Origin of the sequence: Neisseria viridiae, from assembly GCF_962747995.1 — a bacterium.
Classification (GTDB): Bacteria; Pseudomonadota; Gammaproteobacteria; order Burkholderiales; family Neisseriaceae; genus Neisseria; species Neisseria viridiae.
The window spans coordinates 343242-358286 of sequence record NZ_CAUJAJ010000001.1 but is presented as its reverse complement, the minus strand read 5'-3'; the positions used below and the strand labels follow the sequence as shown (position 1 = coordinate 358286).

General features: G+C 49.8%; 17 protein-coding genes, 1 tRNA gene and 2 pseudogenes. 7 read left to right on the top strand and 13 right to left on the bottom strand.

All coding sequences use genetic code 11. The features are described 5' to 3' along the window. Window positions 1-137: 137 nt before the first annotated feature. Both Q9J79_RS01870 and Q9J79_RS01865 read right to left on the bottom strand, forming a co-directional pair. Window positions 138-811 (bottom strand): annotated as a pseudogene (locus Q9J79_RS01870) (hypothetical protein). A 150-nt stretch (window positions 812-961) separates the two neighbouring features. After that, window positions 962-1123 carry an XRE family transcriptional regulator gene (locus tag Q9J79_RS01865; protein WP_301911269.1) on the bottom strand — a complete coding sequence of 54 codons (162 nt, stop codon included), beginning with the start codon at window positions 1121-1123 and terminating at the stop codon, window positions 962-964. Window positions 1124-1446: 323 nt separating this feature from the next. Here Q9J79_RS01865 and Q9J79_RS01860 point away from each other — a divergent pair, with 323 nt between their 5' ends. Further along, the gene (locus Q9J79_RS01860) at window positions 1447-1677 is read left to right on the top strand and encodes a hypothetical protein (protein WP_304685282.1); all 231 of its coding nucleotides are present in this window, start codon (window positions 1447-1449) and stop codon (window positions 1675-1677) included. Window positions 1678-2147: 470 nt separating this feature from the next. Here the strand turns inward: Q9J79_RS01860 and Q9J79_RS01855 are convergent, their stop codons facing one another. The 11 genes and pseudogenes from Q9J79_RS01855 to Q9J79_RS01805 all read right to left on the bottom strand — a co-directional run bounded on the left by Q9J79_RS01855 (window position 2148) and on the right by Q9J79_RS01805 (window position 9952). Further along, on the bottom strand, window positions 2148-2819 hold the full coding sequence (locus tag Q9J79_RS01855) for a hypothetical protein (RefSeq protein ID WP_301911271.1): 672 nt from the start codon (window positions 2817-2819) through the stop codon (window positions 2148-2150). Then, window positions 2812-3909 carry a DUF927 domain-containing protein gene (locus Q9J79_RS01850; protein WP_301911272.1) on the bottom strand — a complete coding sequence of 366 codons (1098 nt, stop codon included), beginning with the start codon at window positions 3907-3909 and terminating at the stop codon, window positions 2812-2814. The genes Q9J79_RS01855 and Q9J79_RS01850 overlap by 8 nt, the downstream gene beginning before the upstream one ends. Window positions 3910-3959: 50 nt before the next feature. After that, window positions 3960-5042 carry a DUF7146 domain-containing protein gene (locus Q9J79_RS01845; RefSeq protein WP_301911273.1) on the bottom strand — a complete coding sequence of 361 codons (1083 nt, stop codon included), beginning with the start codon at window positions 5040-5042 and terminating at the stop codon, window positions 3960-3962. 155 nt (window positions 5043-5197) lie between these two features. Continuing rightward, entirely contained in the window at window positions 5198-5452 is a 255-nt protein-coding gene (locus Q9J79_RS01840; RefSeq protein WP_301911274.1) for a hypothetical protein, read from the bottom strand. 312 nt (window positions 5453-5764) lie between these two features. Then, window positions 5765-6379, bottom strand: a complete 615-nt coding sequence (locus Q9J79_RS01835) for a hypothetical protein (protein ID WP_301911275.1) — start codon at window positions 6377-6379, stop codon at window positions 5765-5767. An 11-nt stretch (window positions 6380-6390) separates the two neighbouring features. Further along, complete coding sequence (locus Q9J79_RS01830) at window positions 6391-6972, bottom strand: phage protease (RefSeq protein WP_301911276.1); 582 nt, start codon at window positions 6970-6972, stop codon at window positions 6391-6393. Then, window positions 6962-7285: a Mor transcription activator family protein gene (locus tag Q9J79_RS01825; protein ID WP_301911277.1), complete on the bottom strand. Its 324-nt coding sequence runs from the start codon at window positions 7283-7285 to the stop codon at window positions 6962-6964. The genes Q9J79_RS01830 and Q9J79_RS01825 overlap by 11 nt, the downstream gene beginning before the upstream one ends. 1 nt (window position 7286) lies before the next feature. Next, window positions 7287-7766 carry a host-nuclease inhibitor Gam family protein gene (locus Q9J79_RS01820; RefSeq protein WP_301911278.1) on the bottom strand — a complete coding sequence of 160 codons (480 nt, stop codon included), beginning with the start codon at window positions 7764-7766 and terminating at the stop codon, window positions 7287-7289. Further along, on the bottom strand, window positions 7763-7990 hold the full coding sequence (locus Q9J79_RS01815) for a helix-turn-helix transcriptional regulator (protein WP_301911280.1): 228 nt from the start codon (window positions 7988-7990) through the stop codon (window positions 7763-7765). The genes Q9J79_RS01820 and Q9J79_RS01815 overlap by 4 nt, the downstream gene beginning before the upstream one ends. 424 nt (window positions 7991-8414) lie before the next feature. Then, window positions 8415-9648: pseudogene (locus Q9J79_RS01810) on the bottom strand (tyrosine-type recombinase/integrase). Window positions 9649-9867: 219 nt separating this feature from the next. Then, window positions 9868-9952 (bottom strand) — tRNA-Leu (locus tag Q9J79_RS01805). Window positions 9953-10099: 147 nt separating this feature from the next. Here Q9J79_RS01805 and Q9J79_RS01800 point away from each other — a divergent pair. The 6 genes from Q9J79_RS01800 to Q9J79_RS01775 all read left to right on the top strand — a co-directional run bounded on the left by Q9J79_RS01800 (window position 10100) and on the right by Q9J79_RS01775 (window position 14984). Next, window positions 10100-10774, top strand: coding sequence for a hypothetical protein (locus tag Q9J79_RS01800; RefSeq protein ID WP_301911281.1), 675 nt, complete (start codon window positions 10100-10102; stop codon window positions 10772-10774). Further along, window positions 10767-11360 (top strand): GTP cyclohydrolase II, encoded by a 594-nt coding sequence (gene ribA / locus Q9J79_RS01795; protein ID WP_301911282.1) that lies wholly within the window; start codon window positions 10767-10769, stop codon window positions 11358-11360. Before Q9J79_RS01800 ends, ribA begins: the two co-directional genes overlap by 8 nt. A 166-nt stretch (window positions 11361-11526) precedes the next feature. Continuing rightward, entirely contained in the window at window positions 11527-11886 is a 360-nt protein-coding gene (locus Q9J79_RS01790) for a glycosyltransferase family 2 protein (protein ID WP_304677121.1), read from the top strand. Beyond that, window positions 11883-12602: a glycosyltransferase family protein gene (locus Q9J79_RS01785; protein ID WP_304677119.1), complete on the top strand. Its 720-nt coding sequence runs from the start codon at window positions 11883-11885 to the stop codon at window positions 12600-12602. The genes Q9J79_RS01790 and Q9J79_RS01785 overlap by 4 nt, the downstream gene beginning before the upstream one ends. A gap of 149 nt (window positions 12603-12751) precedes the next feature. Then, complete coding sequence (ribBA, locus tag Q9J79_RS01780) at window positions 12752-14092, top strand: bifunctional 3,4-dihydroxy-2-butanone-4-phosphate synthase/GTP cyclohydrolase II (RefSeq protein WP_301673319.1); 1341 nt, start codon at window positions 12752-12754, stop codon at window positions 14090-14092. A gap of 268 nt (window positions 14093-14360) precedes the next feature. Next, window positions 14361-14984, top strand: a complete 624-nt coding sequence (locus Q9J79_RS01775) for a hypothetical protein (RefSeq protein WP_301673318.1) — start codon at window positions 14361-14363, stop codon at window positions 14982-14984. Window positions 14985-15045: the final 61 nt, after the last annotated feature.

Genomic DNA, 15045 nt, shown 5'->3' with positions numbered 1-15045 from the left:
TGAAACGAAAACAGCCGAAAACCTGTGTTGGGGTTTCGGCTGTCGGGGGGAAAGGAATTTTGCAAAGGTCTCCAACCGTATCGGCGGCATTCAACCACCTAAAAAAAGCCCGAACCATTTTCAGGTTCGGGACTTCCTCAATGCCCGAAGGCAAAACCGCCGTCGGTACGCGCATCCGAGTGCTTGTCCGGCAGATAAATGCCGTCTTTCGCCCCCGCAACGCGCCGTTGCCGGTTCCTCACGCCCGCCATAATGTTTTCCGACTTAATGGCACGCTCCGGATGCTTCCTGTTCCACTGCGCCACCACGCCGCGCAACTCGTGCAAAGCCGCCGCGTGCCGTGCCGCACCGCCCAATCCGCCCTTGACGGACTCCTTAGCCGTCAAAGCCGCAAATTCAGGCATTCCCTTAGCCGCCGCAACGCCCATTTTCTTCAATACAGCCTTCTCGGCGGCTTTCCTGCCCATATTCAAAATACCGCCGCCAAGCCTCATCGTCGCCTTGTCCACCACACCGACACCTTCGCCCTATCCCAAGCCACGCCAAGCTCCCTGGAAGCCTGAGACTTACGCCCCTCCTGAATCTTCCGATAATCCATATCCTCAGCCTTCAGTTGGCCGAGTTCCTCTGTATCGCCCGTAAAATCATTCTACGCCATACGCGCCGAACGTATAGAATTTTTAAACCCGCGCGTCAACGCCGTGTCGTCGGAAGCCGCCCACGCATCTTTTTCAGTAAAGCCGTAATGCTTCTTCAAACCTCCGGCAAGCTGCCTGTGTTCCAACGGATCGTATCTAACCAAATCATTCATTGCCCAACCCTCTTCTCGCCTTTTCCATTCACATATAAGTTACACAAAAAAACGCACCGACAAGCCATTTCCCGAGGGCAAATAAAAAGCCGCCTGAAGCAAATTTGCTTACAGACGGCATCATTCCGATGTTATTCAAACAAAACCGATTTAAAGATTCCCCAAATATTCCAACAAAACCAACCAACGCGTGTGCGGCATATCGCAATGCGCTTTCAAACCCATTGCCGCCTCCCGCTTTTGTTCCGTCACTAAAGTTACGCCCGTAATCTCGGCAACCCGCTTTTGCGTCAAGCCGTATTTATGGCGCAATTCCTTCAGGTTGTCGGGCGTGTAACCGATGTTTTAACGTAATGCAAGAGGTTTTTGAATATATTTCAATATTCTGATTTATATGGTTTTAAATTTATCCAAGCCCGATAAAAAAGCCACCTGGTTAAATCAGGTGGCCTGTATTTTGCGTCCCTAAATTGTCCCAATGTGTATTAATTGCTTGATTTATTTGTTGTTAATGGTGCGACGGAGAGACTAAAATTGAACGCTTAAGATTCTGATATTTATATATATTATTTTTAGTAATCATCAAAATACCCCCAAATATACCCCCTATTTGTCAAAGTCAAAATTTTTCGGCGGTGTTTTGTAGCTCTCATGATACACATTTCCCCGCGCTCGGTCGTCTGAAAATCTGGCGGCAATCGGCGGGCGGTCATCTCGAATTATCCCACTTCTTCCTACATTATCCCAATTCAGAAAAAAACGCTATATATACACACAAAGGTGTCGTTACCGTCGTTACCGTCGTTACCGTCGTTACCGTCGTTACCGCGCCCGCAAACCCTTACGGGGCAAGGCTTTCACGGTAACGACATAAAAAAATCTGTGTCGTTACCTGTCGATACTTACAAATTTTTACACGATAAGTCTATGAAAAGAAAAGGGTAACGACGGTAACGACACGGTAACGACATAAAAAAGGGGGGGTCGTTACCGCTTTTCTTCCTGTTTTATATTTATATTCATTTACTTATATATTGTAAAGTTTTGTGGTAACGACGGTAACGACACTTTTTTGTGTTCCTATATAGGTTTTTTTCGGCGTGGGCGGCAGGCTGTTTCCGGTGGTGGTGTGGCTTGACGGCAAAATTTGAACGCTAACGGGGTAAATTTGCGGAATTTGGCGGGTTTCATTGTTTTGGTATAGATAGATATAGGCAGACAGGAAAATGCCCGCATTTCGCAAATTTGGCGGTTTTATGTTTTAAGGTCGTCTGAAATTGACGGGTAAAAACCGCAAACGCAAAAAAGCCCGCCTGAATGTTCGGGCGGGCTTGGTTTATTCGTCGGTATCGGGCGGGGCTTCGCCTATGAGGACATAGAAACGGCTGATTGCGCCTTTCCGTTTTCGTTGGTGCGTCCAGCCCCTTTGATTTTCAGGCTTTTTCAGCCATCGGATAGCGTTGAGGACTTCGCATACTTTCTGCCTGTCAAAATCTTGGCAAATCTCGGTTTCAAAAGTAACAGGGATTATCCAATATTCATCCGTTTCCCCCTCTTGTCGTCTGTATCCTGCATGGTCGCGGTTTACGGTTTGGCTGTTCCAATCGGAAAAGCGCATAGACAGGGCGTTTATATCCATGAATGCCGCTGCCTGTCCGATAATGGCGCGGTCTTCGTATTTGCCGCCGCCCGTCCGTTCGTGCCAGTCTTCAAAGCATTGTTTGATGGCGGCAATTCCGCCACCTATGGGTAACGGTATCAGGCGGGCACGGGCGGCAAGTTCCAGTGCGGCGGCGGTGGCGGCTAGGCGTAATGCTACGGTTCGCGCCTGTCCGTTCAATGCGGGCAGGGTCTGCATGAAGTCGTCTTGCAAGGCGCGGGCGGTAGCTACGGATTCAGGGGTATTTTGTATCAGGGCAATCAGGGCGCGCCCCAATGTGCCATAGTTGGCGGCGGCTGATTGGTTGATGTGTTCGCTCAATAATGCCCCGCTCTCAAAGTCATGCAACGTGTCGTAAATGCCTAATCCTGGGGATAGACGGCAAGCGGGCTGCCTGCCCTGCCTGCCATTTTTCGCCGCCGCGCTCTACGAAGTTTTCAAGCGGCTTTTCCCCTGTGGAAAACAATAAGACTTTCCAGCGGGTCGATTCTCGGTTGCCGCCGTCTTTCGCGCCCTGCACTTTGGATATACCGTTGATAACTGAATAGGCTGTGTGGGCTACTTGGCGGGGGTTTGCCTGCCCGATTTCGTCCAATACAAGCAAGCCGTCATTACGGGCGTTGGCTAAGTTGCTGAATCCGTGTGCCGTGCCTGTCCAAGTTTGCATGAGGGCGACGGGGTTTCCCCATACGCTCAATGCGGCGCGGGCGGCTGTAGATTTGCCGTCGCGTGAATCGCCGAAAAGATGGAATCCGCCCGCTTCCAATCCTAAAAGCTCAATCAGGGGCGCGGCTAGTGCTGTTCCAACTGCAAGGCAAAAACGGCTGTTTCCTGTCAGGTGTTTGCCGATGGCGGCGTTCCAGTCGTCCAGCGTTCCCGCTGGGGCGTATGCGGCGGCTTGGCTTTTATCGCCGTTGTAAATGGTTTTTGCCTGTCCTTTTGGGGCGTGTTCGGGCTGTATGGTTTCGCCGCTGGGTAAGATGTAGGCGTTGCCATGCCAGCCTGCTTGTGCGGTTACGGTGTATGGGGTGTCCTGCCCGTCAGTTTGTAGGTAGTCTGCCAGTCTTTCGCGCTTGGCTCTGCCCGATAAGACAGTCAAACCGTATGACTGCAAACGCTGCCAGCCTTGATTTGTGCCTATATCGGCGGCAGACAGGGCGGCTTGTTTGGTTTGGCGGGTCAGGCGGTCTCTGTATTCGATAATGCAGTAATGATTGCCGCCGCCGTCTATGCCGCGCCCGATAAGCCGTATCGGGTCGGAAAGCCAAAGCGGGGCGGCTTCGCTCGTGTTGCCGTCTTTATCGGTCTTTATGCCGATAAAGTAAACACCGTTTTTCGTGCATTCGTAACGGGGTTTAATGGTAAAGGTTTCAAATTCCGACAGCGTATCATTTGCGGGGGCGGCGGTTTGGCTGTCGTTTTTGCTTTGGTGTAGCATGGCAGTATCCTTGAATGGAAAATGTAGCTTTCGGTCGTCTGAATCAGGTTTCAGACGGCTTTTTTGTCTGCTTGGCGGGTGTTGTATTCGTCCAATGCGTCGAATCCTGCCATATCGCTCTGCCATATGGCGGCGGTCAATCCGTCGGAAACGGCGCGGCGGGCTAGGCTTTCGGCGGCTTTGATTCCTGTCTTGCTGTTGTCGTTGTCAGCGGCGATAAACAGGGCGCGGGCAGTTGGCGGATATTGCCAGCGGGTCATGCCGATGGCGGAAAGGATGGCAACGGCGGGAATACCGAACAAGGCGTGCGCGGCTAGGGCGGTTTCTATGCCCTCTGATACCAAAATCCGCCCGTCCTTATCAGGGGCTGCTAGGGCTACGGCTGCCCCTCGCAATGCTTCGGGGTATCGCGCCCGCATTTTCTTTGCGGGTAGCTGCTCGCCTGTTTCGGGGTGGGTTGCGTTCAGTTTGTGCCAGCGTCGCGGGGCGTCTGAATCGGGGGCTAGGTAAGTCAGGTGCAAACCTTGAAGACTGCCGCCCGTATCGGTAACGGCGGCTATCATGGTGGGGTAGTAACCAATCAGCAAAGGGGCGGCGGTGTATCCGTCAAGGGCGCGTAAGGCGTAAAGGGAAAGGGCGGAATGAAAACGGATTGCGCCGCCTGTCCACTGCCAAGAATCGGGCGGCAAGCCCCGCGTTTGCAGATACAGGCTAGCGGGGTCGTTGCCGTCCAACGGGCAGGCTTCATGCCATGTTTTCAACAAGGCGGGCTGTTTGTCCTGTATCGGCGCGGCGGGTTCTGACGGCAAGGGGTGGCGGGCTTGATATTGCCCCGTCATGCCGTCTGAAAACCCCAAAACGGCGGCTACTTGGCGGGTGGCTTCCTTGAAGTCATAGCCGAAAACAAGCATAAGCAAATCAAAGCCGCTGCCGCCTTGCGGGGTGCATTGATTACAGATAAATCCGCCCGTTCCCCGATGGTCGGTATAGCGGTAACGGTCTTTGCCGCCGCAATACGGGCAGGGGCAATGGCGGCGCGTATTCAAATAGCGGGGGTCTATGCCTAATGCGACGTGGATTTCCTGCCAGCGTCCAAATGCGGCGGCTTTGAGGTCGGAAAGGTCGTATTTCATGGCGTTTTGCCTTTCGGGTATATCTACCCCTTGCCAAGCGTAAAAAAGGCGTATTAGGTCGGTCAGAATGCGGTCAGAAATGCTTTTTTGTTTCTTCGGGCTGCAAAAATCCCGCCGTTGCCGTTTCAGGCATGGCAAAAGGTCGATTCAAAGGATTAAATACAGTTCCAAGAAATGGATTTTTCGAGAAGCTCGGAAGCAAAAGACAAGGTATTGAATAGCTGCTCTTCGCGCTTGTCGCTACCGCGTGAGTAGGTCGCCATTGCTGCCAGCATATCGGCTACGCGCTCGATTTGACGGTAGGCGGCTTCGTTCAGGATATAAATATCCTGTTCGCCGTGAAAGAATGATTGCGGGATTTCTGAGTTAGTGAATTCGGGTGTGATGGCTTTTGTGATGACTTTAGTCATGATGTTGTTACCTTTCTGTGTGGCTAATATACCGCCTTTCCGTTCCTACACGGTGGGGCGGCGGGCAAAGGGCAAAGGGTAGGAAACTGGCACACAGCACCAGCGGGCATAAGCCCTCTTTGCCCCTGCCTGCCATTGAAAAAGGTAAAACAGGGGGAATGCAAGATAAGAAAATGCCGCTTGGGGTATTCGGGCTATCGGGTAGCTCTGATACTCTTTTGGCGGCTTACTTGCCTGTGTGGTTTCAGCTTCCTACGGCTGTCAGTCCTATTGAAGACGACAGGCGCATTATTGCCCCGCCTTTTGCCGCTGTCAAGCGGTTTGCGCCCCAAATTCTTTGATTGCCGCGTCCAATTCGGCTAATTTCCCCTCTAAATCTTTGATTTCGTTTTGCATATCAATGATTTTTTCTCGGCGTTCGGATACGCTCGGCAAGTCGTCATTGCCCCATTTTTCGCCGATTTCTTCTTCTACCGTCTGCATGATTCGGTCGTGAATGGTGTCGGGGAATAGGAAGCAAAGCAGGCTGCGGATTCCGCCCGCTCCGTTTTCCAGTTGGCTGTAAGACAGAAAGTCATAATCGGTTTTCATGCCTGAAAAAAGCCAGCCTGAATGAATATTGGATTCAAGCGATTCCAGCGGGCGGCGGTTGTAACGGTCAAATTCCAAGCCGTTACCGTCTGAATTGGGTTTTGTCTGCTCAAGGGCGGAAGCAAGGCGGTTTGCGCTCTGCTCCGATTGCGCCTTGATGTGCTCTTTTAAAATCAGACTAAAATCAGCACGGGAAACGGGCATATCGCGCAAACGCTTGATTTCTGCTTTCAGTTTGCCGATTGAAGAGGCGGTATTTTCGCGCTCTGTTTGAATTTTGGCGGCTTGTGCTTTAAAAGTATTTACGACAGATTTTGCGGTATCAATTACAGTCATTTCATTGTCCTTTATCGGTAGTTCGTCAGGTGTAAACAGGCTCTTACGGCGGCGGCATAGTCGGCTTGCGGGTGTTCCTGCATATAGGCGCGGGCGTATGCGTCCAGTCGGTGCGCTTCGCTAGGATATTCAGGCTCGGAAAACTGGCATATTTCGGTTTCAAATGTGATGTATCCCGCCTGCCCTGCACCAAAATCCAGCGCGTCCATGCCTTTAACGGCGGGATGGTTCAAAAAGGCAACGTGATTCAGTTTCAAGCCGCCGCCCTTCAATAAGTCGAAACCTGCCGAACAGTGCTTATAAACGCCGCGTCGTATTAGGTCGGTCAGTTCGTCGGTTGAATACGCTTCTGCGTATAGTTTGCCGTCTGAAAAGGTCAATTCAGTAACCAAGCCCAAAGGCTTTGGTGGGGTTTTCAACATGGACGGATGCCCGATGAACAGGGGCGCGCTTTTGCCCTTTGCCGCTTTTCGGCGGTTGTACTCGTCAGCTACGGCTTGCAGCTTTTCGCTGCTAAAAATATGTTTCGTGCCGCGTGAATCGGTATGCGTTCCGACTTTTGAAATTTGAAAACGCTTGATTTCAAGATTCATTTTTTGCCTTTCTCAAAATCATATAAACCGACTGCATGGAAATTCCGTATTTGCGGGCGATTTCCCCCACGGTCATCAAGCCGCTTTTGTATTCTTCGATAATTGTTAAGTTTCTCTCTTCAATATCTTCTTTTTTGCACTGCTTGAAATAGACAAGCTGTCCGCCGAACTCAAAAGAAATATGGTCGGCAACGGCAATAGCGGCGCGGTGTGCATGGGCTGAATTTATACCCAAATTCTTCAATACTTCGGCGCATTTGTCGGAAATTGTGCTTAAAATCTCATCGCCGCTGGTTGTTGTTCTTTTATCCATGTCATACCCCTGTTTCAATGCTCAATGCCTCGCCGCCTGATACGGTTTTGATACCGTCTATCGGTGTTTTCAGTTTGCCGATTTCGGCAATGATGGCGGATTTGTTCAATTCTTCTTTTACGCGGATAAAGCGGCTCAAGCGGCGGCGTTTCAGGGCGGCAATGATGATTTCCGTATCGCCCGTGATTTCCAGTTTGTCAGGCTGTTTGCGCCATTTCAGACGGCCTTTGCCGATAGTGGCGGTCTTGGTTTTGCCGTTGGCGGTCAGTTCGTCGCGGTGGGCGGCGGCATAGTCGGCAAGCGCGGCGCGGATAGCGGTTTGTTCGCTTGCCAGCGGCTTAATATCAGCGGCGTGTTTGTCGGTCAATGCCTGAATCTTGACTTTGTGCTTGGCTTCTTTAGCGGCTTGTTGCTGTTCCAGCTTTGCCAAACGGCTGAATGCGGCTTCTGCTTCTTTCATGGTCTGATAAGCGGTCTTCATGCTGCTGCTCCTGTATCTTTGCACTGGGCGGCGCATTTTTCGATGTATGCCGTTATTTCGCTCTCAATCCAGCCTGTAACGTTGTCTGATATTTTGACGGGCTGGGGAAAATCGGGGCGGTAATGGCGGCTTTTGGGATTTGCCTTATTCCAAAGTGTCGCGGTAGATATACCCAATTTTTCCGCAGCTGTTTTGGCTCTCAAAATCCTGCTTGTATCGTTCATATTTAAACTTCCTTGCTTTCAGATAGATTGAATTAGACGACAAGCGAATAAGATAACAACATTAAGCCGTGTTAAAAAGTCGATAACTTATTGAAAAAGTGCAACAACGTTTCACTTTTAGCGAAATATTTCAAAATATTTCAATAAAAAAAAGTGCAACAATGTTGCACTTTTTTTCAGAAAACACGAAAGAATAACGGACAGGCTGTTATTTTTTATATGCCAATTTTTACAAGCATTAAAAACATTCTTCTAAAACTGTTGTTATGTAAATTATGTAAATGTTAGTTAACTTGTATTTTGAACGATTCTATGTGAATTTATTTCATCTTATGAATTTCTATCGTTATTTGGGAGATTTTCTATGAAAATTTCCGCCGCCATCTGTCGTGAAGATTTTTGGCAACGGCGGCGAAAAAATACGTTAATTCCGCGTGCCGTGCTCAATCAATCTTAATGCTTGGCGGTATCGTTCCCGCAAAAAATCACTATACCACTGCATAAACTCTTTGCGCTCGTTCAGATAATCGGCGCGGTTGTAGGCGGCGCGGATTTTGTTGTTTTCAATGTGGGCAAGCTGCCGTTCTATCGCGTCAGGGTTGAAGCCTTGTTCATTCAAAACGCTGCTGGCAAGCGAGCGGAAACCGTGCGGGGTTACTCTGCCTTTGTAGCCCATGCGCTCAATGATACGACCTATTGTTGCGTCGCTGATAAAGCCGTCCGTCTTGGTTCTGCTCGGAAACAGAAACGGCGTATTGCCCGTAAGCTCTTTCAGTTCTGCCAAAAGTTCAAGCGTCCAGTCAGCCAGTGGGACGGCATGGGGCGGTTTCGGCGCGGTCTTCTCGTGCTTCATACGCTGGGCGGGAACTGTCCATACTGCCGTGTCAAAGTCTATTTCATTCCATTGCCCGCCCCTTAGTTCCGTGCTTCGTAAAAAGGTCAGCATATTCAAAATCAGGGCTATTCTGTTTTGCGGCTCAATCTCTGTCAGTATCAGGCGGCGGAAACAACTCGGTCAGTTCTTCACGGGGCAAAGCGGGGCGATGGTCGGTCTGCTTGGCGGGGATGTATTTCCGCAATGAATAGGCGGGGTTGGTTTCCACAATCTCAAGCATGGCAGCATAGTCAAATATTGCGCCCGTCCATTCCCTGATTTTTTCGGCGGTATTGCTCACGCCCCGCACCATTACGCCGTCAAGAACCGCTTTAATATCGCTTACCCTGATTTCCTGAATCGGCATTGCGCCGATAACGGGAAAAACGTCCGTTTCAAAATATCTCAACACGCGGGCGGCATGGTTTTCTTTCCAGCGGGTCAGGTTGTCGGTATGCCATCGGCGGGCGATTGATTCAAAAGTATTTAGGGCGGCGGCTTGCCGTTCGCGCTTTTCCTGTTGCTTGGCTTCGCTGGGGTCTTGCCCCGATACAAGCAAGCGGCGGGCATTCTCGGCAGCGGTGCGGGCTTCTGCTAGTGATACAGTCGGATATTTTCCGATAGTTAGTGTTTTCTCTTTGCCGTCTATACGGTATTTCAAACGGAAAACTTTCCCGCCTGCTGGGGTAACTTCAAGATACAATCCGCCGCCGTCAAACAGCTTGGTCTTTTTCCCTGTTTCGGCGGGCTTGGCATTTTTGATTTGTCGGTCATTCAGCGGCATGGTGGGGGTATGTTTTAGGGGGTATTTTCAGATACCCCGAATCATACCCCCTGATTTTGGTTGATTCAATTAGATTAAATTAGACGGCGTTATGCAGCCAAAAAGAAAACAACGGGGTATAAAGAAGCCTGAAACCCTTGCATTTACAAGGATTGGTTAATGGTGTTAGACGGGATTAAATGAAAAAAACGCTTAGAATTTCTAAGCGTTTTTGTATGTTGGTGCGGACGGAGAGACTCGAACTCTCACACCTTTCGGCGCCAGAACCTAAATCTGGTGCGTCTACCAATTTCGCCACGTCCGCATAAGGGTGGAGATTATACAGATTTTGTCCGATTGCGCAAGGCTTTGGGCGTAATAGTTGAGGCTTATGCTTTGCAGCGGTAAAATCCGCTATTCGTCCGCCTGGCATCGGAATCCGGCGGTTTTATTTTATTGACGGAATTTGAGTATGCCTGCTGCTTTGATTAAAGATTTTCTGCTGACCCAGGGTTTAAAGCTGCCGCCCGACGGGGTAAGGACGGCGTATCTGACCGTAAAGGCGGTGATGGATATGGGGACGGCTTCGATAGACCGTTCGGTTTTGTGGCGCAATCATGAAGGTTGGAAACTTGCCGATTATCTGCCGTGCGATGATGGTCGCGAAGACAGCCTGAAACGGCTTTTTATGGCTCTGGATTCGGTATTCTCGCGCTGTGAAGGCGTGCGCGCCGCAGCCGTTTATGCCCTGATGCCGTCTGAAAACGCCGCCTTCCGGCTGGTTTGCCTGTCCCAACAGGGAGAAGGTTTGGAAAACATATGGAATCCGGATGAAAATGTTGCCGATGTTTCGCTTGCCTGCCGTTGCGCGCAAAGCGGTTGGATGAATATTGCTTCGGATGTGGGCCGCTGGCTGGCATTGGGCGAGCTTTCCGGCGAACGCAACCGGCATTCGGCGGCGCAGCTTTCCATTCCCGTTTGTACAGAGAGCGGCGGCGTGCTGGGCGTGGTTCACGTCGAATTTGAAAAAGCCGGTTGTGCGGATGAGGCGGCGCAGGCGGAATGGGTGGCTCTTGCCTTGGCGTTGTCCGAACCTTTGAAGCAGCTTTTGGGCATCATTGCCGCAGAAGGAAATGAAAATGTCTGAATTATTAAACTATGTCGCTTCCTGCCGCCTACCGACCGAATGGGGTGTATTTACGATGCACGGTTTTGAAGAGGCAAACGGGCAGGAACACGTCGCGCTGACCGTCGGCGATTGTTCAGACGGCAGTCCGGTGTTGACGCGCATCCACTCCGAATGCCTGACGGGTGATGCGCTATTTTCCAGAAAGTGCGACTGTGGGCCGCAACTGGAAGCGGCCATGAGGGCGGTACAGGCAGAGGGGCGCGGCATCATCGTCTATCTGCGTCAGGAAGGACGCGGCATCGGGCTGATTAACAAAATCCGCGCCTATCATCTGCAAGACCAAGGTATGGATACCGTTGAAGCCAATTTGGCACTCGGGCTGCCCGTCGATGCCCGCGATTTCCGTTTGGCGCAATCTATCTACGAATATCTGGGCATCCGCTCGGTCAAACTGCTGACCAATAACCCCGAAAAAATCCAAACCCTGAAAGATGCGGGGATTAACGTGGTCGAACGCATCCCCCTGCACGTCGGGGAAAACCTTGAAAACAAACGTTATCTTCAAACCAAGGCGGACAAGCTGGGACATTTGATGTCGGAATAGGCAAAGGTGCAGGGAACGGACATCCTGCGCCGCCTTTTGAGAAACAGCTTTCCATACCTTGATAAAGCAATAAGTTTTATAAAGTTGCAAGGCGCGGATGCAAACGCATTGCGGGCGCGGGTTTGAGGCATACGCGCAAACATCTTAATATAATGGATTGATATTTATGATTTTCTCCGTCATCGTTCCTATTTACAATGTGGAAAAATACCTCCGCTGCTGCGTGGATTCCGTGCTTGCCGAAAATTTTGCCGATTATGAAATGATTTTGGTCGATGACGGTTCGCCGGACGGCTGCGGGAAGATTTGCGACGAATATGCAGGCAAATATCCGCATATAAAAGTTATTCATAAAGAAAACGGCGGGCTGTCGGATGCCCGCAACGCCGGTATCCGGGCAGCAAAAGGCGATTACCTGATCTTTTTGGACAGCGACGACTATTGGGCCGATACCAACCGTTCAAAAAACGCGGGGGGGGGATTCTCTTTGATTTACAACAACTTGCAGATAAAAAGATTGATTTGATCCTGCACCCTTCGTCCTTCAATTACCGCGACATCTCCAAAGGGGAGGACTTTTCGGATAATGATTTTGTCCGCCATTTTGAAATGCTGGTGGAGGGGCGGTACTATATCTCCAACGCGTGGACAAAGATTGTCAGGCGGGAAATAATCATCAAAAACAATCTGTTTTTCCCAAAAGGAGACATTCACGAGGATTTCCCGTACAGTTTGCAATTGGCGCGTTTTATCAAGACTTTTGCCTTTTACGATAACCATTTTTACCAGTACCGCGTTCTCGGCGGCTCTATCAGCCACAACATCAAATACAAAAATTTCAGCGATGTGCTGACGCATCTCGACCGGGGTGTGGATTTTTTAGTCGAAAACAAAAATTCCCCCATCTACGGCGGTTTGCAAAAATTTGTCTTCGACAATATCGGCTATCTGAGGTCTATATTGGTAAGGCTTTATTTTTCCAAAAACATTATCGTCATCTACCGGAAATATTTTTCATTTAAAGAAAAATGCAGAAAGATATTCGGCGCGAAGGAAATCCGTCCGGTTTTTATCGGGAAGGCGGCATTCATCATAGGATTGCCGGTATTGCGCCTGCTCGTACCGCCTATGCTGTATCCGGCAATCAAGGCTTTTTATCAGAAATTTTTTCGGAATAACCCTCCGGAAAACCCCGAATCAGAAGCGGGCGGGAAGAAACAGCCGCCCCGCCGGCGGGGTTGAGGCAATGCCGTCTGAAGCCACGAATCCGGCTTCAGACGGCATCTGTTTACCAAAAAGAAAATAAATCGGTTTAGCGAAAAAACAGATTTGCTTTTTGGTAAATACGCGCTTACAATCCGCTGCATCCGATTTTTATAAAGGATGAAACAATGACCGATACAGCCGACCTGCGCCGCCGCAACCTGCGGCAATGGATAGCAGAACACTACGGCGGTTTGCAAAACCGTTTTGCCGAAGCCGTCTGCCTCAATACGGGCGAACTCTCCGCCCTCTTAAAAAACAAATCCTTCGGCGAGAAAAAAGCCAGAAAAATCGAACAGGCGGCGAACATGCCCGCCTTCTGGCTCGATACCGAACACACCGCCCGCCCGCCCGAACATACAGGAAAACACACCATGTCCCATATTTCCACCATCCCCGAAATCCTCGCCGACATCAAAGCCGGCAAAATGGTCATCATTACCGATGCCGAAGACCGCGAAAACGAAGGCGACCTGCTGATGGCGGCTCAATTCGTTACCCCCGAATCCGTCAACTTCATGATTAAACACGCGCGCGGCCTGGTCTGCCTGCCGATGGAGGGCGAAATGGTCGAAAAACTCGGCCTGCCGATGATGACCCAAAAAAACGGCGCGCAATACGGTACCAACTTTACCGTTTCCATCGAAGCGGCGCACGGCATCACCACCGGCATTTCCGCCGCTGACCGCGCCCTGACCATCCAAACCGCCGTTTCCCCGTCCGCCAAACCCGAAGACATTGTCCAACCCGGCCACATCTTCCCGCTTCGTGCCCAAAAAGGCGGCGTACTCGTCCGCGCCGGACACACCGAAGCCGGAGTCGATCTGGCGCAAATGAACGGGCTTATCCCCGCCGCCGTCATCTGTGAAATCATCAACGACGACGGTACCATGGCGCGTATGCCCGAACTGATGAAGTTTGCCGAAGAACACAAGCTCAAAATCGGCACGATTGCCGACCTCATCGAATACCGCAGCCGCACCGAAAGCCTGCTCGAAGATATGGGCAACGCGCCCGTACAAACCCCGTGGGGCGAGTTCCAACAACACGTTTACGTGGACAAGCTCTCCGGCGAAACCCACCTCGCCCTCGTCAAAGGCACACCCTCTGCCGACGCAGAAACCCTCGTCCGCGTCCACGAACCCTTCAGCGTGATGGACTTCATCCAAGCCAACCCGCGCCATTCCTGGTCGCTGCCCAAAGCACTCGAACGCGTCCAACAGGTCGAAAGCGGCGTCGTCATTCTCCTGCACCGCACCGAAGACGGCGCATCCCTGCTCGACCGCACCCTGCCCAAAGGCGCAAACCAAGCCTACAAATGGGACAGCAAAAGCTACGGCATCGGCGCGCAAATCCTCGCCGGCCTCAACGTCAAAAAACTGCGCGTCCTCGGGCAACCCTCATCTTTCACCGGTCTGACCGGATTCGGTTTGGAAGTCGTCGGCTTTGAAGAAGCGGAAAACAAATAAACCGCCTGTCCTATCAAAAGGTCGTCTGAAACCCGAATTCCGGTTTTCAGACGACCTTTTGCTATAAATTACCTGATTCAGCCAGAACCTCCCATAAAAGTCATTATTATAGTTTATTCTAAATAAAAATAATAATATAATAAAATAAGAATAATTTAAGAGTAATTTTTATTGCATAAAAAATAGAAATATAACATAATGATCGCCATCAAGAATGAATCCTCTCCTCCTGATATTTTATTTAACCCCAAAACAAAAGGATATAATTATGCCTAATAGCTTTATCGACCGCCGCACAGAAATATACAACCAACGAAATCAAAATAAGATTACGTTGAGTTTACGTTTATCCATTAAAGATGATTTGATTTTGCAAGAGCTTGCCGATGCTTGGGAAACAACCCGCCAAGATATCATCAATGATTTAATTCAAGAATTCATTATTCAAGACTGGGAGAACAAACGAATGATTGACAAACAAAAAGAAGAAGAATTTGATAATTCAACTACAACACGATATTTCTTATTAAATACTAATAGTGCCAACGACCTGGAAGACCATAATTTTATGATGACAAACCAAGTAGCTGCTGCATTTGAAGATGGCTACAAAGAAAAAATCTGTCGGATTAAAAAAGGAGACTATGTATTCCTATACGCCTCTGGACAAGGAATTGTTGCATATGGTCAAGCAACAGGAATCATAGAGAAAACTCATCATTACGGCGTTGATAATAAAACATTTTTTCAAAAACTAGAACATTTTTTCGATTTAAGTCAAAATCCAATCAAAGCAAAACAGGTTAAATCCATTTTGGGACGTTCTTTTCCTTTTGCCCAAACATTATCTCAGATTACTGATGGGGAAAAACTGTTGGAGAATCTCAAATAAGACAAAGTAAGGCTATCGGTCGTCGCTGCAATCATGCCTGTATTGACCAGTTTACCCTCAG

Excerpts from the sequence above, each read along its gene's own strand:
- ribBA (WP_301673319.1), top strand. The coding sequence starts at position 12,752 with ATGACCGATACAGCCGACCTGCGCCGCCGCAACCTGCGGCAATGGATA.
- Q9J79_RS01800 (WP_301911281.1), top strand. The coding sequence starts at position 10,100 with ATGCCTGCTGCTTTGATTAAAGATTTTCTGCTGACCCAGGGTTTAAAG.
- Q9J79_RS01845 (WP_301911273.1), bottom strand. The coding sequence starts at position 5,042 with ATGAAATACGACCTTTCCGACCTCAAAGCCGCCGCATTTGGACGCTGG.
- Q9J79_RS01835 (WP_301911275.1), bottom strand. The coding sequence starts at position 6,379 with ATGACTGTAATTGATACCGCAAAATCTGTCGTAAATACTTTTAAAGCA.
- Q9J79_RS01815 (WP_301911280.1), bottom strand. The coding sequence starts at position 7,990 with ATGAACGATACAAGCAGGATTTTGAGAGCCAAAACAGCTGCGGAAAAA.
- ribA (WP_301911282.1), top strand. The coding sequence starts at position 10,767 with ATGTCTGAATTATTAAACTATGTCGCTTCCTGCCGCCTACCGACCGAA.
- Q9J79_RS01830 (WP_301911276.1), bottom strand. The coding sequence starts at position 6,972 with ATGAATCTTGAAATCAAGCGTTTTCAAATTTCAAAAGTCGGAACGCAT.
- Q9J79_RS01820 (WP_301911278.1), bottom strand. The coding sequence starts at position 7,766 with ATGAAGACCGCTTATCAGACCATGAAAGAAGCAGAAGCCGCATTCAGC.
- Q9J79_RS01775 (WP_301673318.1), top strand. The coding sequence starts at position 14,361 with ATGCCTAATAGCTTTATCGACCGCCGCACAGAAATATACAACCAACGA.
- Q9J79_RS01840 (WP_301911274.1), bottom strand. The coding sequence starts at position 5,452 with ATGACTAAAGTCATCACAAAAGCCATCACACCCGAATTCACTAACTCA.
- Q9J79_RS01790 (WP_304677121.1), top strand. The coding sequence starts at position 11,527 with ATGATTTTCTCCGTCATCGTTCCTATTTACAATGTGGAAAAATACCTC.
- Q9J79_RS01850 (WP_301911272.1), bottom strand. The coding sequence starts at position 3,909 with ATGCTACACCAAAGCAAAAACGACAGCCAAACCGCCGCCCCCGCAAAT.
- Q9J79_RS01825 (WP_301911277.1), bottom strand. The coding sequence starts at position 7,285 with ATGGATAAAAGAACAACAACCAGCGGCGATGAGATTTTAAGCACAATT.